This window comes from bacterium, assembly GCA_040755755.1.
In the GTDB taxonomy this organism is placed as follows: domain Bacteria; phylum SZUA-182; class SZUA-182; order DTGQ01; family DTGQ01; genus DTGQ01.
In genome coordinates, this window is record JBFLZW010000005.1 from 15,847 (window position 1) to 37,626 (window position 21,780).

Annotated in this window: 20 protein-coding genes; 6 read left to right on the top strand and 14 right to left on the bottom strand. The window is 49.5% G+C overall.

Annotation, left to right across the window (positions count from 1 at the left end):
• The first annotated feature begins 14 nt into the window (after positions 1–14).
• The 4 genes from AB1611_02260 (at position 15) to AB1611_02275 (ending at position 4,029) form a co-directional block, all read left to right on the top strand.
• On the top strand, positions 15–500 hold the full coding sequence (locus tag AB1611_02260; GenBank protein MEW6378412.1) for a chemotaxis protein CheX: 486 nt from the start codon (positions 15–17) through the stop codon (positions 498–500).
• 364 nt (positions 501–864) lie between these two features.
• The gene (locus AB1611_02265; GenBank protein ID MEW6378413.1) at positions 865–1,539 is read left to right on the top strand and encodes a flagellar brake protein; all 675 of its coding nucleotides are present in this window, start codon (positions 865–867) and stop codon (positions 1,537–1,539) included.
• Positions 1,540–1,632: 93 nt separating this feature from the next.
• Positions 1,633–3,006 (top strand): sigma-54 dependent transcriptional regulator, encoded by a 1,374-nt coding sequence (locus AB1611_02270; protein MEW6378414.1) that lies wholly within the window; start codon positions 1,633–1,635, stop codon positions 3,004–3,006.
• A gap of 570 nt (positions 3,007–3,576) precedes the next feature.
• Positions 3,577–4,029: a hypothetical protein gene (locus tag AB1611_02275; GenBank protein ID MEW6378415.1), complete on the top strand. Its 453-nt coding sequence runs from the start codon at positions 3,577–3,579 to the stop codon at positions 4,027–4,029.
• A 47-nt stretch (positions 4,030–4,076) separates the two neighbouring features.
• Here AB1611_02275 and AB1611_02280 read toward each other — a convergent pair whose 3' ends face one another.
• The 8 genes from AB1611_02280 to AB1611_02315 all read right to left on the bottom strand — a co-directional run bounded on the left by AB1611_02280 (position 4,077) and on the right by AB1611_02315 (position 12,135).
• Entirely contained in the window at positions 4,077–5,018 is a 942-nt protein-coding gene (locus tag AB1611_02280; GenBank protein ID MEW6378416.1) for an NAD(P)/FAD-dependent oxidoreductase, read from the bottom strand.
• Entirely contained in the window at positions 5,011–5,202 is a 192-nt protein-coding gene (locus AB1611_02285; GenBank protein MEW6378417.1) for a hypothetical protein, read from the bottom strand. The genes AB1611_02280 and AB1611_02285 overlap by 8 nt, the downstream gene beginning before the upstream one ends.
• Positions 5,203–5,221: 19 nt before the next feature.
• Positions 5,222–6,253, bottom strand: a complete 1,032-nt coding sequence (locus tag AB1611_02290; GenBank protein MEW6378418.1) for a chemotaxis response regulator protein-glutamate methylesterase — start codon at positions 6,251–6,253, stop codon at positions 5,222–5,224.
• Positions 6,253–6,747, bottom strand: coding sequence for a chemotaxis protein CheD (locus AB1611_02295; protein MEW6378419.1), 495 nt, complete (start codon positions 6,745–6,747; stop codon positions 6,253–6,255). The genes AB1611_02290 and AB1611_02295 overlap by 1 nt, the downstream gene beginning before the upstream one ends.
• 41 nt (positions 6,748–6,788) lie before the next feature.
• Complete coding sequence (locus tag AB1611_02300; protein ID MEW6378420.1) at positions 6,789–7,583, bottom strand: protein-glutamate O-methyltransferase; 795 nt, start codon at positions 7,581–7,583, stop codon at positions 6,789–6,791.
• A gap of 33 nt (positions 7,584–7,616) precedes the next feature.
• Positions 7,617–9,611, bottom strand: coding sequence for a methyl-accepting chemotaxis protein (locus AB1611_02305; protein MEW6378421.1), 1,995 nt, complete (start codon positions 9,609–9,611; stop codon positions 7,617–7,619).
• Positions 9,611–10,183, bottom strand: coding sequence for a chemotaxis protein CheW (locus tag AB1611_02310; GenBank protein ID MEW6378422.1), 573 nt, complete (start codon positions 10,181–10,183; stop codon positions 9,611–9,613). The genes AB1611_02305 and AB1611_02310 overlap by 1 nt, the downstream gene beginning before the upstream one ends.
• Before the next feature lie 134 nt (positions 10,184–10,317).
• Positions 10,318–12,135 (bottom strand): chemotaxis protein CheA, encoded by a 1,818-nt coding sequence (locus tag AB1611_02315; protein ID MEW6378423.1) that lies wholly within the window; start codon positions 12,133–12,135, stop codon positions 10,318–10,320.
• A 349-nt stretch (positions 12,136–12,484) separates the two neighbouring features.
• Here AB1611_02315 and AB1611_02320 point away from each other — a divergent pair, with 349 nt between their 5' ends.
• Positions 12,485–14,488, top strand: coding sequence for an ATP-binding protein (locus AB1611_02320; protein ID MEW6378424.1), 2,004 nt, complete (start codon positions 12,485–12,487; stop codon positions 14,486–14,488).
• Positions 14,466–15,950 (top strand): response regulator, encoded by a 1,485-nt coding sequence (locus AB1611_02325; GenBank protein ID MEW6378425.1) that lies wholly within the window; start codon positions 14,466–14,468, stop codon positions 15,948–15,950. The genes AB1611_02320 and AB1611_02325 overlap by 23 nt, the downstream gene beginning before the upstream one ends.
• Positions 15,951–15,994: 44 nt before the next feature.
• Here the strand turns inward: AB1611_02325 and AB1611_02330 are convergent, their stop codons facing one another.
• The 6 genes from AB1611_02330 to AB1611_02355 form a co-directional block, all read right to left on the bottom strand.
• Positions 15,995–16,789 (bottom strand): hypothetical protein, encoded by a 795-nt coding sequence (locus AB1611_02330; GenBank protein ID MEW6378426.1) that lies wholly within the window; start codon positions 16,787–16,789, stop codon positions 15,995–15,997.
• A gap of 73 nt (positions 16,790–16,862) precedes the next feature.
• Positions 16,863–17,102: a hypothetical protein gene (locus AB1611_02335; GenBank protein ID MEW6378427.1), complete on the bottom strand. Its 240-nt coding sequence runs from the start codon at positions 17,100–17,102 to the stop codon at positions 16,863–16,865.
• 297 nt (positions 17,103–17,399) lie between these two features.
• Positions 17,400–18,248 carry an HDOD domain-containing protein gene (locus AB1611_02340; GenBank protein ID MEW6378428.1) on the bottom strand — a complete coding sequence of 283 codons (849 nt, stop codon included), beginning with the start codon at positions 18,246–18,248 and terminating at the stop codon, positions 17,400–17,402.
• 131 nt (positions 18,249–18,379) lie between these two features.
• Entirely contained in the window at positions 18,380–19,810 is a 1,431-nt protein-coding gene (locus AB1611_02345) for a polysaccharide biosynthesis C-terminal domain-containing protein (protein ID MEW6378429.1), read from the bottom strand.
• 5 nt (positions 19,811–19,815) lie between these two features.
• Complete coding sequence (locus AB1611_02350) at positions 19,816–20,712, bottom strand: hypothetical protein (GenBank protein ID MEW6378430.1); 897 nt, start codon at positions 20,710–20,712, stop codon at positions 19,816–19,818.
• 7 nt (positions 20,713–20,719) lie between these two features.
• Positions 20,720–21,520 (bottom strand): hypothetical protein, encoded by an 801-nt coding sequence (locus tag AB1611_02355; GenBank protein ID MEW6378431.1) that lies wholly within the window; start codon positions 21,518–21,520, stop codon positions 20,720–20,722.
• Between the last annotated feature and the right edge of the window lie 260 nt (positions 21,521–21,780).

The following is a 21,780-nucleotide window of genomic DNA, read 5'->3' on the forward strand; positions in this document are numbered from 1 at the left end:
GGAGATGGGGGGTTATGAATGAAATATTGTTCCAAAAAATAATTCAGGGTCTTATAACTTCTGCTCATGATGTTTTCCAGACCATGATCTTCATGGAGATAAATCCCGAAGAGCCTTTTGTCAGGAGGGGACTGGATTGCCTGTCGGATATTACCGGGGTTATCTCACTGACGGGAAATATCGTTGGCTCGGTAATTCTCAGCATGGATGCTAAAACCGCACAGGCAGCGGTATCGAACATGTTAGGCGATCAGATCGAATCCGAGCAGGAAATCGTCGATGGCGTAGGGGAAATCACCAACATGATTGTCGGCATGGCCAAAACGGAATTGTCCAACATCTCCTGTGACTTTGAAATTTCCGTACCGGTCATGATTCTTGGAAAAGGATCGGCCATCAAGCATCTCTCCCTGGAGGGAAGCTCATTGACAACTATTCCCTTTGCAGCAGACGGGCAAACCATTTTTCACCTGGAACTGTATGCCAAGGATGCTCCTTAGCAGGCTATCCCTGAAAAAAAACAGGAATTCAGCAGCGGCGTTTGGCCGCATAGAGAGGTTTCTCAGACAGACTGGTGGGAGGCATCCGGCTGCAAGACAGGTCTTTTTATGAAAAAAGTAAAAATCTTGTTGACTCATCGGCGCTCTTAATGTTACTATAACTTCGTCTTAAGTAAGGTTATTTCTCTTCGTAAAGTCTATCTCTCAAAGCAAGTCAAGATCAGGAATTGACCATGGTAACTTGGGGGTTATGCCTCAAGAGTGAGCGGCGTTCTCCTGAAATACATAAGGCTTGGAAAGACCGGGTATTTCTCTAGGATTAATCCATTGCAGGACAAATAAAAGGGGGATGTGTTTTTGACCAATGAGGGAGGACACTTGTGCCCAAAAGCGAAATAAAGAGGCTATTCTGGATGTCGGCCTGGTGATCTTCATCCAACCGAAAGGGAGCCCTAAAATCATCCGGTATAAATCCGCCGTCGTGGGCTGGAAGACGGACCATCTGGTCATTATCGAGATGCCGGTATTAAACGGGGTTTATGTCAATTTGGCTGATGGATGTACCTGTATTGTTCGGTATATTTATTGTGGCAATGCTTATGGATTTGAAACAAAAGTGCTGAGGAATATTAACGATACGAAGCTCCCATTAATCTATCTGAGTTATCCGAAATCAGTGGAGAAGATTTCCCTTCGACGATACCACCGAATTCAAACACAGATACCAGCATTTATCGAAGTACCGGTTGAGGGTAATATCCGGAAGCTGGAAGGGAACATCCTGGACCTGAGTGCTGGAGGGTGCCTTCTGGAGATGAGCGGTCAGGAAAATAAAGCGGTCAGTCTGGATATTGATACCAGAGTGAAGATTTCATTTACCCTTGCCAATAGCGGAGAGCAGGTAGAGGGAATCCTTGCTGTCGTCAAGAGGGTCCAGAAAACCCGCGACAATATGATGGCTGGTGTGCAGTTTATCGATTTATCGCCGGATATGCTGACAAAAATCAGCAGCTTCTGCGAATCACTGAAATCCGGGTGATCATTGATCTTCAATCCGTCGAAGGTTTCGCGCATTCCGGATGGAGCGGTTGGAGTAAAAAAACAGGTTGTTAACCCCCCAGCAGGAATTGGTATGGCCAGAAAGAATGTTCTTTTAGTTGATGACGAAAAATCTATCCATGAGATCTTTGCTGAATATTTTGACAGCAAGTCTTATAGGTTAATCAGTGTCTTCAATGGGAACGATGCCCTGCAGAAGGTCGAACAGGAGAAGGTCGATATTGTTCTTCTCGATATCAACATGCCTGGCATCAATGGACTGGAAACACTCAAAGAGCTCAAAAAAATCGATTCCCAGCTCATTGTCATTATTATAACCGGCTATGGGACAGCGGACACAGCCATCGATGCCATGAAGTGCGGCTGCTATGATTATGTTACCAAACCCTTCCGCCTGCCGGAGATTAAAAATGTTATCGAGGCCGCCCTCATTGACAAGGCCTACAACAAAAAAAATAAAATTACCAGTTCTCTTCTTCCCTATCAGTCCGGTTCAATTCCTATTATCGGACGAAGCAAAAAGATGCAGGAGGTATACCGGCTTATTGCCAGGGTAATTAATACCGACTCAACCGTACTGATTCAGGGAGAAAGCGGTACCGGCAAGGATCTGGTAGCCCGGATTCTCCATTGCAATGGCCCGCGGGCCAATAAACCATTTATCACGGTCAATTGTGCGGCTATCCCCGAAGCTCTCCTCGAAAGCGAGCTTTTCGGCCATGAAAAAGGCGTCTACACCGGGGCACACATCGCCAGGAGAGGGAAATTCGAGCAGGCTGACGGGGGGACGATATTCCTGGACGAAATCGGTGATATGAGCCTGAATACTCAGGCCAAAATCCTCCGGGTCATGCAGAGTAAAACATTCACCCGGATCGGAGGAGAGAAAAACATTTACGCCGATGTACGGCTGATCACCGCTACCAACAAAGAGCTGCGAAAGGCCATGAAAGAAGGGTTGTTCCGCGAGGACCTTTTCTACCGGCTGGATGTGCTCTCGCTGACCCTTCCCTCCCTGAGAGAGAGAAAAGAGGACATCCCCGATCTCATCAACTATTTCATTGCCCGCTATAATGACAGCATCAACAAAAAGGTTTCCTTTGTCTCTCCGGATGCTATGGATATGCTCATGGGGCATGACTGGCCCGGCAATGTCCGGGAACTGGAACACGCTATCGAGCATGCCATTGTTCTGGCCAATGGGTATGTGCTGCTGCCTGAGCACCTGCCCGACAGCCTCAAGATACAGACGCAAAAGACTACTTCCATTTCACTCGACCTGGGGCTTTCCCTCGAGGAAGTGGAAAAATTCTATATCCAGGAAACCCTGAAAATGGTCAATGGAAATCAAACCAAGGCAGCCAATATCCTCCAGGTCCATCGAAATACCCTCCATCGCCTGATGGAAAAGATGGACATCCGGTTCTCCAAAGGCGACTACGCCTGATTTCTCCTCCCGCCGCTATCAGTGATCAGTGGCCAGTGGTCAGTGACCAGAAAAAGCAAGTGGTCAGTGGTCAGAAAAAAATGATAGCTTCTTTTTTACTCCGTGGCTGAAATATCGCATAAATAAAATGGAAATTCCTCTGTATTTAACAGATTTTCCTCATCTTGAATGGGAGCATCCACTATTCTCCTCCCCCTTGAGGGGTTCAGGGGCGGACAGTTTTAATTTTTCCTATTTTATAGGGGGAGAATTTCTCAACTTCCGCCCCATAGCATTGCACAGGGGAGTGTTTTTCTCCCTTGCCCCTTTGGGGAGAGGGGTGGGGTGAGGGGCTTTTCCGGTAAGTAGTATGGGGGAGGGATTAAAGGCGTACACCCCTTCGGGCTAAGAATCAGGAGCTTATCGCTGCTAAACTAAACCTGTCCGTCCCTGAACCCTTTGAGGCAGGGAGCCCCTGTGGCAGGGGAAGCCTAAATTATTTACTTGACGGAAACGGTAATGTAAGCTCATAATATGAAATTATGATATTAGGATGAGGTATAAAATTAAAACCACAAAGGTGATATCACCATGACAGATTTAGCCATAACAGCAAAAGCCTTTAAGAGAGTCACGCTGGATGATATTTATACAGCGATTGACGAGCTAAAAAACCGGCAAGAGGAAGATTCCCGGTATTTCAATCAGAGGATCGACACCTTGAGTCAGAGGATCGATACTTCAAGCGCTCTTTTAAACCAGAGAATGGATTCCTTAAATCAACGAATTGATAGCCTGAATATCCAACTTAACCAGAAAATAGATTCTCAAGGAGCGCAGATAAACCAGAAAATAGATTCTCAGGTAGCGCAGATAAACCAGAAAATAGATTCTCAAGGAGCGCAGATAAACCAGAAGATTGACACTCAGATTAGTCAAGTGAGGCAGGAGATCGGTCAGCTCAACCATCGATTTGATACTGTCATGCAGATGCTGGTTGAGATAACCAAGCAGGTAATGAAATTAGCCGAACAGAAAAGTTAGCCGGTCCCCAAAACGATGTACGCGGTACCTGTTCGAGCTGCCGGCGCCTAGCGCAGCCAATAGGGTTTTTTAATTTCCTCAAAAGCATGTACTGCGGCAGTAATTCCTTCAGCGCAGGCAGTAGCTATCAGCCTGATTTCTCCGGTAATGTCTCCGGCTGCAAATATACCCTTGATATTCGTCTGAAGGTCCCTGCCGACTTTTATCGAGCCATCCTCCTGGACGATGAATCCATTACTCTCCAGAAAACGCTTGATCGGTTCAAAACCTATGGCCACGAACAGCTCTTCAGCCCTGATATTTTCTGTCTCCCCCGTCTCGAGATTTGTCACCAGGATGCTCTGGAGCAGGCCGGACCTGTTTTTGAATATTTTCACCGGGGTCGTATTGTAGAGCACCTTTATCCCTGCGCTTTCTGCAAGTTTAACCGTATGCTCCTTCGCCTTGGCATACTTTTCCTTCACCAGGACCGTAGTGCTCCCGGCAGTATCGCTTAACTGGATTGCAGTATCGAAGGCATGATCTCCTCCTCCCACAATCACCACCTGTTTTCCCCTGAACCTGGCCGGGACTTCCACCCGGTAGTGAACATTGGGACCGGTATAGCTCTTCAGGACATCCAGCTTCTTGGGAACGTTGTAGGTTCCGGTACAGACGATAACCCTCTTGGCCTGATACACATCCTGGGTAGTCTTTACTTCGATAAGATTTTCATCTTTCTTGTCTATCTTGAGTACCTCCTCATCGCACCGGATCTCCGCTCCGGCGTTCCTGGCCTGCATGACGAGCATCCTGCTGAGCTCTCTGGCCAGTATGCCTATCGGAAAACCGGGATGGTCCCGGATAATCTTATCAGGGTAAACAAGCATGGGCAAGCCACCCGGGGTAGCCTGTTTATCGAATACCAGGCTCTTCAACCCCCGGTGAGAAGTGTTTGCCGCGGCCGTTAAACCGGCAGGACCTGCACCTATTATGATTACGTCATACATTGACAATCAATTTGTCCCTGCCAATCAATTTATCCCTGGTTTTCTGTTTTATCATGGATCGTAAGACACTATTGCTGTTAAGCTTTTTCGGCGAGGCAGATAAAAAGTAATTACCCGGACGGATAAAGGTCTTGTGTCCGGGAGGGAAATCCTGAAAAGTAGCATACAAAAAGATGATGATCATTATATGGATCGGTAAGCGCCTATACGCTCAGGATAAGCCTGCTGATGTCCTGGAGAGGGGCGATGGTTTCGGCTGCTCCCCGCCTGATGGCTTCCTTTGGCATGCCAAAGACTACGCAGGTAGCCTCATCCTGGGCAATGGTGTGGGCACCTGCCTCCCTTATTTTCAAGAGCCCATCCGCTCCGTCAGCCCCCATGCCGGTTAACAGCACGCCAAGAGCGTTCGCACCGGCGACTTTAGCCACGGATTCGAACAGCACATCCACCGCAGGCCGCTGGTGGTGGACCAGGGGGCCGCTGATAACGTCCACCGAGTATCTGGCTCCGTTGCGGCAAAGAACCATATGATAGTTGCCGGGGGCGATCAGAGCCCTTCCCGGAACAACGGTATCTCCGCTCTCTGCCTCCTTGACTTCGATCCGGCACAGGGTATTGAGCCGCTGGGCAAAAGCCCGGGTAAAATTGGCTGGCATATGCTGGACAATAACGATGCCCGGTGCACCCGGAGGCATCCGGCACAGGATTTCCTTAATTGCTTCCGTCCCCCCGGTTGAAGCTCCGATGGCCACCACCCGGTCCGTGGTCTTGCTCAAGGGCCGTGTGGCCATGAGCGACAGAGAAGGGGTGTGAGCTTTTTTCGCTGCCCAGGACTTGACGTCAACCCGTGCGGCGGCTTTAATTTTATCCGCCAACTGCTCGCTCATGTCGCCAATGGAGTATGAGACCCCCGGTTTGGCAATGACCTCAACCGCCCCCAGCTCAAGGGCTTCAAGGGCCACAGAGCTTCCCTTTTCGGCCAGAGAGCTGACCACGATGACCGGCAGGGGGTAATAGTGCATCAGTTTGCGCAGAAAAGCCAGACCGTCCATCCGTGGCATCTCGATATCCAGGGTAATGACTTCCGGCTGCAACTGAACGATCATATCGCGAGCCACGTAAGGGTCGGGAGCGGTCCCCACCACTTCGATCTGCGGATCATTGGCCAGCTCTCTGGCCAGAATGGTCCGCACTACCGCTGAATCATCAACAATCAGAACTTTGATCTTTTTCATTACCGATGGCTCCAATCTGTCTTTCTCAACTGTTTGACTTTCAAAACAACAGCTTCTCCGCTGAAGCTGTTGAAAACAATCTTTCGTCCCAACTGGCCTTCCACATCCTCTGAAACGATCTGGATTCCGAAGTGATTGAGAATCTTGCGGGCCATGTTCACGTTTTCCCTTCCGATGTTGGTCGAGATGTTTCGGACCGTCCTGGCACCGCCGAAAACCTGAGCTTCCAGGTCAGCCAGGACAGAGCCTTCCTCCTGCATCATTTTGATCAGGAGGGGAGTGGCCACATTGCCGAACCGGGTAGTCACTTCCTGATTATCATGCACAACCGGGAGTACATAGTGGTTCATTCCGCCGATTCTCTTCCTTTTGTCCCACAGGCAGATCGAGACGCACGATCCAAGAACCGTTGAAATCAGGGCTGGCCTGGTAGCCAGATACAGGGAGCCAGCTTCCAGAAAGTAGTTTATAGGTTCCCGGTTTGTAGTATCCACAGCTTTCTCCTGCCTGCCGGCTTTTTCACCGGAGTAAAGTCTTACACCTTCTGGTAGATGGAGGGTTGGACATACCGGAATCCGGCAGCCATGCCGAGGAGGCTTTCCGAATGTCCAACCATCAGGTATCCTGAAGTTTTCAGCAGCCGGTGAAATCGGTCGATAATTTTTCTGCGTCCCTGGTCATCGAAATAAATCATGACATTCCGGCAGAAGATCGCATCCAGAGGACCGCGAAAGGGGTATTCAGCACCCTGGAGATTGAGATAGTTGAAAACAACCATTTTCCGGACAAATTCCCGGACCTCTACCCTGTCTTCTCCGGCAGGTTGAAAATATTTGCTTTCCTGAACCGGAAGATTGGCCAGTTTTCGTTTCTCATAGATACCTTTTCTGGCTTTGTTTAAAACCTGCCGTGAGATATCCGTGGCCAGGATCTTCGCATCCAGAAACCTTTCCCCTCCCAGGGCTTCCAGGATAGTAATGGCTAAAGAGAAGGGTTCCTCACCCGTCGAGCATCCGGCGGACCAGAACCGGAATGTCCGCTGACCTGCCCTGAACCATTCCCTGGTGGTCGAGGTTATGAAATCGAAATGGTCCTTTTCCCGGAAAAAGCTGGTGACATTCGTTGAAATGACATCTACCAGGGAAAACAATTCTTCCTTTTTCGGGTCCCTGACCACATACTCGTAATAGTCCTGGTAGTCGGCAATGCCCAGAGCATGCATCCGTTTGGCCAGGCGGGCCCGGACCAGTTCCTTCTTGCTCTCTCCGAGGTTGATCCCGCTGTGAGCGTAAATCAGGGCTGCATATTTGTGAAAGGTCTGATCATCCATTCGCTGTCGTTGTAAGGTCAGGTTGCGGTTTGCCTAGCCATTGAAATCCGTGAAATCGTTATCATCGAGGGGGATGATTTCCTCCGGCTTGACCACCCTTCCTTCCTTGGGAGCAGCCTGAATCTTCGTCCTTCTCTCGATCATTCCTCCTCGTGCAGGACCTGTTGGACCGGCTATCCTGGGGGGCCGCAGTCGAGGAGGACCGGTCTCATCGGCCAGGATTATTTCCCGTGCAGAAGGGATCGTGTCGCCCCCGACAAGCCGGGTCAGGTCATCCACCATTGCCTTGAGATTTTCGGACTGAAGATGAAGTTTTTCAGAAGATGCGGCTCCTTCCGCGGCACCGGCTGCATTTTGCTGAGTCACTTTATCCATCTGGCTGATAGCTACGTTGACCTGATCGATCCCCTGGGCCTGCTCTTTGGAGGCGGCGGCGATCTCACTGACCAGATCGGCTACCTTACCGGCGCTGCTCTCAACCCTGGCGAAAGCTTCAAAGGTGCGCCTGGCAAGACTGGAGCCATCATTGATCTTGTGGACCGCATCTTCAATCATGCCGGAAGTATTCCTGGCCGCTTCGGCTGCCCTCTGAGCCAGGTTGCGGACTTCGTCGGCCACCACGGCAAACCCCTTGCCTGCCTCGCCGGCCCTGGCAGCCTCGACCGCTGCATTGAGGGCCAGCAGATTGGTCTGGAAGGCGATCTCGTCAATGGTCTTGATGATTTTGCCAATCTCCTCACTGGCAGTGGAAAGCTCGGTCATGGATTGGTCCATGGCCTTCATCGACTGACCGGCCTGTTCGACCACCCCCTTGGTTTCCTCCATCAACTGGTTGGCCTGGTGGGCATGGTCGGCATTATTTTTGGTCATGGAAGTGATCTCCTCGAGAGAGGCCGAGGTCTCCTCCAGGGAGGCAGCCTGCTCGGAGGCCCCTTCTGCCAACTGCTGACTGGATGAGGATATCTGCTCGGAAGCGGTATACACCTGCTGAGCGCCATTGGACAGGGTGGCAATAATCCGCCGCAGGGGGACGACGATATTTTGAGACAGCAGGAAGGCCATCAGGCCGCCGATAATCAGGGCAAGCAGGGCGGTTATCGGGATGAATTTACTGACAAACGAGGAAAAGGAACTGTACTGCTCCTGGAAGGTTTTTTCCTTTTTATCCAGGATACTTTCTATTTCATCCATATAACCGAGAACCAGATCCGTATTTTTTTGAGTTGAATTCTGAAAAATCTGCATCGCCTGGTTATTTTTCTCAATTATGTTATCGATGTGCCTCATGGTCTCCTGGTAGCAGAGACCGAGCTGATCGAGAGCGGGCAGGGTTTCCCGTTCGTAAATCAGCATGGCTTTGCTTCTGTCCCCGCTTTCATTGGCCTCGATAATTTTCTGGGCTGAATTATGAAGGGCTTCATGGGGGGATGCCCATTTTTTCAGCAGGGACTCAAGCTCCGGATCATCCGTCCGGTACGTATAATACCATTGGCCGAAAGCACATTGGTGAGGATTCAGTGATCCGGTAAACTTCTTTCCGGTCATCAGATAGTCTCTCAGATCGTTAGCCCAGGTCAGGTGATCAATCCATCGCTCTGCCAGCAGGGCATCGTTTTTCTGATCGAATTTAGTAAATAAGCTGCCGATCTGTTTGGCTGAATCGTGCAATTCACGGTGAGGCTGTTTGATCTTTTCCAGAAGAGAGTGTATTCCCGGATCGATCCTGGCCATTTGGTCGGCTTGTTCACTATAGAGCCATTTTCCGAATGTACACTGGTGGTCATCGGTCTGAACGTTCAGTCTGTCCACGTCTTTTCTCAGGAAAATATCGGATACGGTATTGACCCAGGCCAGATGTTTGATTTTTGCATCATGGAGCCGGATGCCTTCGGTGGCAGCGATCTTGCTGGCCTCTTCCAGAGTTCCCATCCGGTGGATGGAATAGTAGCTGATACCTCCCATGGCCAGTAAAAGCACAAGAATCACTGCAAATCCAATCCAGATTCTCTTCCCTATGGTATCGAACATTATTTTTCCTCCTCCCTCTGCTCTTCATCGAGAGAACTCCGCATATCCTTATCACCACACTGGTCTGATTTCAGACTCTCCATCAGCAGCATGCCCTCGGCGTTCAGAACCTGGTTGATATCCAGCAGAATGACTACCTTGCCTTTGGCTTTGGCCATTCCCATGATGTATTCCGTATCCAGCTTTACTCCGAAATTAGGAGTCTCCTCCATCTCTTCCTTTCTGATATTCATGACTTCGGACACCGAATCCACTACCATACCCATAGGTATCGACCCTGATCTGCCTTTGATTTCGGTGACAATGATGCAGGTGCGGTCAGTGTGTTCCAGGAATTCCATGCCGAACTTCAGCCGCAGATTGACCACCGGGATAATCTTTCCCCGCAGGTTGATTACACCCTCGACATAAGCAGGAGTTTGCGGTACTGTCGTGACTTCCATGGCCCCGATGATTTCCTTCACCTTCATGATTTCCAGTCCATACTCCTGATGAGCCAGGGTAAAAGTCAGATATTTTCCCTCTCTTGCGGCCAAGGCATGATTATTCTTTTCCAACAGCGCTTCCGCCATGGTGTACCTCCCCTCTCTTCAGATAAGTGGTCAGTGATCAGTGGTCAGTGGTCAGTGGCCAGTGCTTTTCTCTGTGCCTCTGTGTCTCTGTGGTTTCTTTGTCTTTGCCTTTGCTTTGGTCTTTGCTTTTGTCTTTAAGCCGCATCCCCACGATAGTGAGAAGAATAATATTCGAGCAATCCATGAGCATCCAGGATCAGTCCCACCCGGCCATCGGCCAGAATTGCCCCTCCGGAAACGCCCATGAGCCCCTGAAAGGCTTCACCGAGTGATTTAATGACCACCTGCTGCTGGCCAATGAGGTTATCCACCAAAAATCCGACCCGGTTTGATCCGTCACGGATAACCATGACCAGCCCCTGGTCGAAATCCTCCTCCAGGTTTTTGGTCAGAGTGCCCATGCCCAGGAGCCGGTCAAGGTCGATCAGGGGAATTATCGAATCACGCAGGTGCAGGGCCTTCCCCCGGTTGTGACAGACAACGATCTGTTCTTTTTTGGGTTTCAGGGATTCCTCGATGCAATAGGTGGGAAAGATATAGCGCTCTCCTCCCGATTGAACCAGCATGCCGTCAATAATGGCCATGGTCAGGGGAAGCCGGATACTGAAGGTGCTCCCTTCCCCTTCGGTGCTTTCCAGTGAGACTACTCCCCGCAGGGACCCGATCTTTTTCTTGACCACGTCCATTCCCACGCCACGGCCTGAAATATCGGTAATTTTTTCGGCTGTGGAAAAACCGGGATGGAAGATAAAATTGAATATCTCCTCCCGTGAATACTCCTTTCCCTCAACGATAAGCTCTTTCTGCCGGGCTTTTTCCAGAATCTTCTTTTCGGACAGGCCCCGGCCGTCATCCCTGACTTCAATGACGACATTTCCCGCCTCATGCCGGGCCTCCAGATAGATATTACCCACTTTGTCCTTTCCCAGAGCTTCCCGCTGTTCCGGATCCTCAATTCCATGATCCACGGCATTGCGCAGCATATGAACCAGGGGATCGCCAAGAGTATCGATTACCTGCTTGTCCAGCTCGGTTTCCTCACCCCGCAGCGTAACCTTCACCGTTTTACCGGCCTTGCGGCTCACATCCCGCACCAGTCTCTCCATTTTCTGGAACAGAGGACGGATCGGCAGCATGTGCATTGACATGGTCAGGTTTTGCAGCTCTCTGGTGATTTTGCTCAGGTGAGCAATGTTCTTGCTTAACTTCTGATCATGAACTTCGCTGCTGGCTACCTGAATCTGGGCAATTACCAGTTCCCCGACCAGATCGACCAGACTGTCGAGCTTATCGACACTGACCCTGATCCCCTCCTCAGTCTGAGGTTTTCTGCTTTCCGCTGTCTGGGTATTTTTCTGCTCCCGGATGGCTTTGACAACATCTTTCGTTTCCGCCTTTCCGGAGCGGATCAATACTTCTCCAATCTTGCCCGGCTCTCCTTCGGCCTGCTTCTGGAGCGCTTCCTTGACATCCTCTTCGCTGACAGTTCCCTGCTCCACCATGATCTCGCCAATCTTCCTGCCGTCTTCCTCCCCGGCTTCATCATTCATGGTGGTGGCCAGCTCCAGCCTGCTGACCAACTGGGCCACCTCATGTGGTACTTCTTCCTGCGACAGGCTTCCCTCGTTCACTTCGTTTTGAATCTTATTTACCAGTTTTCGGAGCACATCCACTGTTTCAAAGAGCATATCGATCACTACGGAACGCAGGACAGTTCCCTTATCTCTGGCCGTTACCAGGATGCTTTCCGCCACATGAGTCAACTGGCCGATGGCCACAAAATTAAAAAATCCAGCCACACCTTTGATGGTATGAATAGGCCGGAAAGCCGCATTGATAACCTCCTTGTCTTTGGGTCTTTCCTCCAGGGACAAAAGAGCCATGTCCACATTATCCAGGTGCTCCTTTGCCTCGGCACAAAATTCCAGGATAAGGTCTGCATCCTCAATCATAAGTGCCCCTCACCTCTCTTTTTATAAGTGGTCAGTGGTCAGTGGTCAGTAAAGACATGCATGAGTGGAAAAACTGATAACTTCTTCCTGATATTTCTTTACGGTTAAAAAGCAAAGAGACTTCTGAAAATTTATGCTGTACCGGCTGAGAACTTAACTTTTCCAGAGAAGTCAGGAGTCAGGAGTCAGAATCCAGAATAAGCAATCATCCCCTCCTGACTCCTGACTCCCGACCCCCGAACAGTATTGTTGCCTAAAACGAGTAAAATAGCAGCAAAACCGATGATATCTCTCCATTTTCCGAATAATAAAGCAACTCAGCCCCTGATTACCTGTATGATGGTAGACCATGAAAATAAAAAGCTTCACCCAAAAGATCGTAATCGGTTTTCTGGCAGTGCTCCTTTTGATGGTTATCCTTGCTTCTGTTTCCTATCATGCTTTCACCAAAATGGAACGACTGTCACAGGAGCTGAACCAGATGCTTTTGCTGGACATGTTTCTGGATGAAAGCATGGGCTCCCATCGGAAGTGGATGAACGACCTGGCCCAAACCTTTCTGTTGAACCGGAAATTTCAGGGGAGCCTTGATCCTCATAAGTGTGAATTCGGCAAATGGTATCACTCCTTTCAGTCATCGGACGATAAAATTATGGAAATACATAAAAAGATCGATAAACCCCACCATATCCTCCACGAGTCGGCCAAACAGATCCTCGATCTTCTTTATGAACCTGGCCGGCAAAGAGATATTGCCCACCTGCTGGATGAGGAAAAGAATGAGCACATGCTCTGGTTTTTTACCTTTTCCAGGGTCATGGAGAAACAGGAAAAAATCCCTCTTGCCTTTCTGGAGATGAGAAGCTGCTCGATAGATCGCTTATATGAAAGTTTTTCGGCAGGCGATGGCAAGGGAATGGTTTATCTGCAACCGTTAAGAAAATCTCATCAGCGTCTCCATGAGCTTTCACAGCAGGCGATTCACCTGGCCCAACAGGGCAGGTGGAAAGAGGCAAAGAGGTTATATAGCCAGGATATCCGGCTGGCCAATAAAGATGTCTTGGATTATTTTTTCAGATTGGATATATTGGTCCATCAACGGATTAAAGGCAACCAGCAGGCAAGGGAGATCTATGCCCGCCTCACCATTCCAGCCATGGAAGAGCTCCAGCACCTGGTTGATCAGATACGGTCCAGCCTCATGGCCAGGATTGGCAGGCTGGAAAATGAATACCAGCAGGTAGCGGGAAGATCGAAAAAATTCATCGTCTGGGCTACACTTTTCGTCATCTCTCTGGCCATACTTTGCAGCTTGCTCATTCCTCCAGGCCTCACCAGACCGATCAGGCACCTTACGCAGTTTGCCAACCGGATCGCGAGCGGAGGAGACCTGTCGGAAACCATCCGGATTGAGAACCAGGATGAAATCGGCCAGCTTGCCTCCTCGTTTAACCGGATGATTCAAGCTCTGCGAAAGTCGAGAGAAGAGCTGGAAGAGTGGGGAAAGACCCTGGAGAAGAAAGTGGAAACTCGAACCAGAGATCTGAAGGATGCCTACCGGCAGCTTGAAATGACCCAGGGTCAACTGGTGCAGTCATCCAAGCTGGCCTCTATCGGAGAGCTGGCTGCCGGCATGGCCCACGAGATAAATAATCCCATGACTGTCATTGTCGGCTATTCGGAATTGCTGCTCGATGAGGTCACGCCTGGTACGGAAAACCATGTCTATGTTCAGGGAATACTTGAAGCAGGCCAGAGGATCAGCATGATTATCAGAAACCTTTTGACCTTTGCCCGGCAGGGCACTCAGGAAAGGAGCCGGGCATCTATCCCTGTTCTGATCGACCGTGCGCTTTCGTTCATGGAAAAACGCATGGAAAAAGATGGTATCCGGATCGAGCGCGATTACGAACCTGGCCTTCCTGACATTTATGTCCGAATGGGTCAACTGGGACAGGTATTCCTCAACCTGATTATCAACGCCAGGGATGCCTTACTGGAAAAGTCAGAAACTGCATCCGGGGATTTTGCCAAGGTATTGAAGGTCCAGGTCCGTAAGGTTGAGGAAAATGATATTCCGGCAATCCGGATCACCTTCCGGGATACAGGGGCAGGGATAAAACCGGAAAACCTGAGCCGGGTGTTTGATCCCTTCTTCACCACAAAAAGAGAGGATAAAGGAACAGGTCTGGGACTGAGCATCAGCTACGGGATTATCAAAGACCATCAGGGGAGCATTCGGGTGGAAAGCCGGGAGGGAGAATACACGATGTTCACGATTGATCTGCCGGCAAACCAGATTTCCTCCTGCTCCAAGGAAAGAGGAGAGCATGAAAGACATTCTCTTAATTGATGATGAACCTGGAATTCGCCTTACCTTTTCCCGGATGCTGGAAAAGGAAGGGTATACGGTCAGGACCGCTTCCAATTTTCAGGAAGCTCAGGAAATCCTGCACAACCATAACCTGGATGTGGTCGTCAGCGATATTCTTATTCCCGGCACAAGCGGTATCGAAGTGCTGAAGCTGGTCAAGGATTACTCTCCTGACATGCCGGTTATCATGATTACCGGAGAACCCAATATTGACACGGCCATTGAGTCAGTCCGTCAGGGAGCCTACGATTATCTTTCCAAACCGATCAGCCGTCAGCAGTTGTGCGGAGCTGTAGCCAGAGCCATAGAGAGAAAGTGGCTTACCGATGAGCGAAAAAGGCTGGAAGAGGAAAATCTGAGGTATCGGAAGGAGCTGGAGGATAAGGTCAGGGAACGGACCCGTGCTCTGGAAGAGCTTAATACCTTTATCAATAATGTCATCGAAAGCATTTCATCCGCTTTGATCGCGCTGGACCTTTCAGGGAGTATCACCATGGTCAATACCCATGCTTTTGAGTTCCTGCAGGGAAAAAGCAGAGCGGAAATCATCGGGAAAAATTACCAGCAGGTATTTCCGAAGGACCTGGCTCAGGCTTTGCACAAGGTCATTCAGGAGGAGGACTGGATGCACTCTCATGAATTTGAGCTGGGAGATCAGACTCTCGGCTACAGTGTTTCACTCCTCCTGGATAATGAGCAGAAGGTCAAAGGGAATGTAATTATCATGCGAGATATTTCAGAAAAAAAGAAGCTTGAGCAGGAGCTGATCCAATCGGAAAAATTAGCAACCCTTGGCCTTCTGGCCGGAAAAATCAGCCATGAGATGGGAAATCCTTTGTTTGGCATCCTTGGCTATGCAGAGCTTCTGGAGGCAAAATATCCGAAAGAAAAATATATCAGGCTCATGATCAATCAGGCCCTTCGCCTGAAAAAAATGACCAAGGATCTTTTGACTATCAGTAAACCCAAACCGCCCCTGATCAGCTCGGTTGACATAAATAAAGTCCTGGTGGAAACCCTGGATTTTCTGCGGGATGTCACCGGCCAGATCAAATATCATGAGATCGTCCAGGAATATTATCCTCAACTGCCCTTGATTCAGGGCGATGAGGAGCAGCTCAAGCAGGTTTTCATCAACCTGATCGTCAATGCTTCTCAAGCCATGAAGAATCAGTCTCAGAAAAACATCCTGACCGTAGGGACAGGCATAGCTGAAGAGGGAAAAATGGTGATGGCTCTCGTCCAGGATACCGGCTGCGGAATTGCACCCGCAGATATTGACCGGATCTTCGATCCCTTCTACACCACGAAAGGCGAGGAAGGAACAGGCCTGGGTATGGCTGTGATCCGGGAGATTATCAATAAACATCATGACCGGATGCATATTGAAAGCCGGATAGGAGAAGGAACCAGGGTCACAGTTCTGCTGCCGGTGAAGTGAAGTTAATTGAAACTGATCGATATGTATTGCTCATTCGATCCCTGCTAGGAATTGCTCTGTATCTTACTCATGAACTCCCGATATAGCTTTTCACTCAGGGACTTATTGGCATATAGTTTCTCTAACTGTGCTTTCGCCTGCTCTAAGGTAAGGACTCCTTCACTGTAAAGGTCATATAAAGCCTGAGCTTTTCCTTTTTCAATGCCTATTCTTTCGGCTGTAGTGATATAAGCCATGTTCATTTCCTCCTCAAAGGTTCTCATGTCCTCTTGGAACTCGATCTCGAGCTCTTTCGGTAAGACCATCAGCCAGTCAATGAAGCGGTAAAGGTTCACTATATCTTCCCGACTGAACCCTTTGTTATATAACGTCTTAACCAGACTCAACTTCCATTTGAGCCTGGCCTGGGAATTCTTTCTCGTCTCTAGCGTTTTAAGATGGGCCACCACAATAATACCAAAAGGATTCCGACTGGCCTCGAGTTCCTCTATCTTGTCAGTATAGTCAATAAGTTTGATGACTGGGAATTCAAACAGGTGCCTGAATCCCCATCGGTTGATCTCATACCGGCAGGGCCTGTAGCATTGGTTATCATCAGTCAGAATGGCCAGGCTGATAACCTCCTCATCATACCGGTCAAAGATACGATAGTTGTAAGTGTACATCCTCTTCACAAAATCAGCGTCGTAATAGCCTTGGACCTCCATGTGGATTAGTAACCATTTTTCTGTCCCGTCCTTCAAACAAACCTTGACGAGCTTATCGGCAAATTTTTTACCAATAGTAGAACTTTTAACTATCTTTTCAAGTTCTTTATCGAGGAACTCTCTACCGGACACTTTTGAGGTAACAACCGCGAATGAACGCGAATGAACGCGAACTGAACAAAGAGGACTCGATAATGAAGGCAAATCAAAAGAATTTATTAGCGTCTATTCGTGTGCATTCGCGGTTGATTACAGGAATTGAAAAAAAAGTGTCCGGTAGCGAATCGAGGAATTGATAGCCTTTTTCCAGATCAACTTCATCATAGATTGCTGGGAAGAAAAACGATACGAACTGCTTGAAATATAGCTCAATAACCTCTTTCCAGCCACTGTCAGACTCACTATAGGCAGTTTCGCCGCTGGTTGTAAGATCGCTCTCTGCCATTAAGACTTGCTCTCCATGCGCTAATAGGGTTAAGCTGCTTCAGAACCAAAAGGCCCATTACCATAATATTACATGATCTTTTGAATATTTACCACTCATATTACTGGTCGAGGAGTTATGCATCGAATATGAAGAAAACCTCTACGAAGGATTCTGTAATGGCTGGGTTAGACCTGTACGAAGCTACTGCAACTATTTTTCTGGACTTCTATAGTTTTTCAGTTTTTCACTGCTAACCGATGTCTGACAATTGTCTTTGCTGGCAATTGTCTTTACTGACCACTGGCCACTGACCACTTAAAAATGTCCCTTTTCCGCTTCATAGCTGGCTTGAACCGTTTCAGCCAGCCGGAGGATGTCCGGTTCGCCGATCTTCAGAATATGGACTGATTGGAGGGCTTGAAAATCGGTATCCTCGCGGGGCTGGCGGTATCCAATCCCCAGGTAAATACACAGCATATCGGCAAGGTTGATCAGAGCGGCAAACTTCAGTATATCCACCTCCAGAGGATCGATGTCCGAAAGACTATGATGGTAGGTCACCGCATCTTCCAATTCCCGTGAGAGGTTCCACTTCTTCACGATCAGGCCGCCTACTTCGGCATGAGTAAAACCCAGCCTCTCTCTCTCAACCTCTGCAAAGGGCAGATCATCGTTATAAGCCGTCTGGACAATCTCACTGAAAACCTCATTCATCTGATTATTCAGGATAGTCTTTCCGATATCATGCATCAATCCGCCGACAAAGGCCTCTTCAGTGTGGCAGCAAAGCTCCCTGGATAAGATGTGGGCAGCAATGGCTGCGCCGATCGAGTGTTCCCAGAGCATCTTTTCGGTCAGATTTATCCGGCGGTAAAAACTCTTGAGAGATGCGGCCAAAGCCAGCGTCTTTATTCCCTTGAATCCGATTAAAACAATAGCCGCAGCTACGGTATTGACGCTTCGGATACACCCATAAAAGGAGGAATTGGCGATTTTTAAAATCTGAGCGGTCAGTGCCTGATCAGCCAGAATGGCCCGTTCCAGAACTTTGGAATCCGTATCGGGATTCGAGGCTAAAGATACGATCCGGCTGGCTACCAGCGGCATGGGAGGAAGATCACAGGTGGAGTCAATAACGGCTTTCAATTCCTTGTGCATGGACATAGCTTTAGAGCCTCCTTGAAAACTTGACCGGATAAACGAACCATACCCAGCGGTCAGGTTCACGGTTACTCTTACTGAATATCATAAAGCATCGGGCAAGGCAACCCCCAATCCTGCTCATGGTTCAATTTTCAGTCTGCGGCCTTGAATCGTACACGTCGGCGTAAGGCATGAAATATGGAAACCGCCAGGCCGACATCTTCCGGGGTTATCAGCAGAATATGGCGCAGGTTTATTCCCGCCTCCCGCGTGAAAAATCCTGTGGTTAAAGCCGCGCTGGTCGAATACGAGACCGTGCTGGCAATCGCCGCGCCCGTGATGCCGAACCGAGGAATGAGCAGCAGGTCGAGAGACAGGGTGACCAGGAGTCCGGCCAGACTGATGAGGAAATTGACCCGCGGCTGGCCGATTCCGGCGATGTAAGAGCTCAGAACATTCACCATGCCGAAAGCAACGACTCCCGGCAGCAGCCACAGGAACGGGATGATACTCCGGCGGAAAGCAAGGCCATATATCAAAGGCAGCATAAAATGGGCACAGAGCGACAGAACCAGGGCCAGGGCAAAGCTTACCCAGAGGGTGAAGCGGGTGATTTGAGCTGTACCGGCCGCATTTTCCGAGGCAGCTTCCTGGGAGGCGGCGATTTTGGGCAGCAGGACCCTGGCCGCTGCCTGCGATATCAACCAGATCACCTGAGCCAGGTTGACCGCCAGGGCGTAGAGCCCTACACCCTCGATACCCACAAAGAAACTGACCATAAAGACATCCAGCCGGTAATTGAGAAACTGGCTGAAATTGGCCAGGTAACAGGGCAAAGCAAAGGCTGTAAGCTCCCGTAACCCGGTTCGCCTGATTCCGGTTTTACCCTGCGATAGCGCCGGATAGAGAGCATGGAGGAGGATGAGGCTGGTCAGGACCAGCGAGGCCACATGGATCCAGATAAAGACCACAGCCGATGCCCGGCTCTGCCGGATGGCCGAAACACCGATTGCAGTCACGAGCATGCCAAAGAACAGAACCCGATTGATCAGATCGAGGCGGTTGACCTTGATTATCTCCTGAAGCCCCATAAGTATTGCCCGCCAGTAAGCGGACATTACAGTAAAGGTGAGAGAAATGGCAATGGCCATGATAGCCTGACCTTCCATATGGGGCGGCAGCAGCGCTGTCGAATAGGCCGTATGCTGCACGATGAAGAGAAGCACGGCAGCCGCCAGCCCCTGACACGGGGCCAGGAGCATAAGCCGCTGGGCCAGTGGGCCCGGGGCGGCATCACCCCTGGCTATCACGTAGACCACTCCTATTGGCAGGGAAAAATCAAGCAGCACCTCAAGCAGGGTGGTTGTGGCAATCACCAGGTCGTAGCTGCCCTTGCCTGACGGTCCAAGGCTCCGGGCAAGGATAATTCCGCATACGACCAGAAGCGGAGTGGCAATCAGGTTTGTGCCCAGGGTATGAAGCCCGCTGTACCAGAGAGACTTGAAGGCTCCGGGCTTGTCCGGCGAGGGATTTTGGGATGAAGGTCCGTTCTGTGTCTTTACGGGCATACGGTTTATCGGCAAGATGGTTATGGAGTTGCCTTTTTCCTGATAATCATAAGCGGTTTAAAAAATGCCTCAAAGAGTATCCTCTGGCAGATCCAGTTAATCTTGCGCAATAGTATGAAAGACCCTGAATAGGATTCGATGGAGCGGCATTTCACATCGAGTGGCCTTACCTCATCGATAATACCCGGCATGAGGGAGAAATAGGCTATGGCAATATCCTTGCCCAGAGCGTTTGCCGCATGCAGAAACACCGAATCGGCAACCACGATCAAGCGGGCCTTTTCCAGGAGGGCAAACGAGAAATTGATGTGCCGGTCGTGAATCGAATATGTTTTTCCCACCTCGATTACCGGAAGCGGCGGAAGCTGGAGAAGAACCCTGGCAGCCACATCCTCCGGCATATCTTTGACCGGATTTGCGGTCTGCCGGTGGAGGAAAATATAATTGTTCTCCTCATACCCATGCTCCTGAAGCCAGGAGCGAGCCTGGGAACGGTCCTGATCGGAGAGATAAAGCTCTGTTCTCGTATCCGTGATCGGCCCAACACCCAATTCATTGGCTGTCCGTTGAATCTTATGAATGCCGTATCTCCATGCAGGCCGGTGCTTTATGCAGACGAGTTTTTCATACCCGTGTTCCCTGCGGATCATATTACCTGCCTGAAGATATTTTTCCAGCTTCTTCCGGTAATGCTCTCTATCCTCGACCTCCGGGATCACATGGACCATATCGAAATAGGGGCAGCGATCCAGTATCCCTGAGTCATGGACCATCTGCCTGACAGCGATGCCAAGGCGGCAGCCTGGATTGTGCCGGTAAAATTCCCGCAAAGCCGGGGTGGCGAGAATGAAATCACCGAGTCCATGCCAAAAGATAATGAGTATTGAAGAAGGCTTCACTTTGCCCGTTGTGCTCATATGCCGCTTATTTTTTTATCTCAAAAAATGTCTTATAGATGCCTTTCTGACCCCACCAGTAAATCCGGCGCAGAAAATCGAGGTATCCGGAATAGGATTCTCTACATTCACAGTTACTCTGCAGCGGCCCGACCTCTTCCACAATACCCGGCCTGATGGCGAAATAGGCTTTGGTGATATCCTTTCCCAGTGCATTGGCAGCATGGAGAAATACCGAGTCAACAACAATAATGTACCGTGCTTTTTCCAGGATGGCAAAGGAAAAGTTTATCGGTCTTTCCTGAATGGAATAGGTTTTCCCAACCTCTATCACCGGAAGCGGGGGGAGCTCTTTCAGGAACTCTTGGGCTACTTTCTCCGGCAGGTCTTTTGGAGGAAATGCCGTCTGCCGGTGGAGAAAAATGTAATTGTTTTCCTGATATCCATGCTCATCGAGCCAGGAGGATGCCTCGGATCGATCCTCGTTAGATAAATAAATTTCGGTCCTTGTATCTGTCAGCGGCCAGACACCCAATTCGTGAGCTGTACGGTGAATTTTGTGGATACCGTATCTCCATGCAGGCTTCTGGTTGATACAGATCACTTTCTCGTATCCATGTGCCTTTTGTATCTCCTTCCCTTCCTGAACGCATCGTTTTAAGCCTCTTCTATAGGATCTGCCTTTCCATACATCGGAGATAATATGAATTTTGTGGAAATACGGGCATCTGTCCAGTATCCTGGAATCATAAACAAGCCTCTTGACCGCTATGCCGATGGTGCAATCGGGATTTGCCTTTGAAAATTCCCGAAATGCAGGGGTGGCCATAATAACATCTCCCAGGCCATGCCAGAAAAGTATCAGTATGGAAGAAGCGCCCTTCTTATGCAATGTATCTTCTTTGCCCCTTTGTGCTTTATGCTTGAGTAGTCACCCCATGCTAACATTATCACCTCGTATTGTCAAACCGGAGGTGATATAGCGAAAAAGAACCGAAGCTGCCGAAACAGAGGTATACTAAGAGGAATGGCACTTACATAAGCCAAGCTTATAATATAGAGAGGACACAAAGCACACAGGGAAAAAAG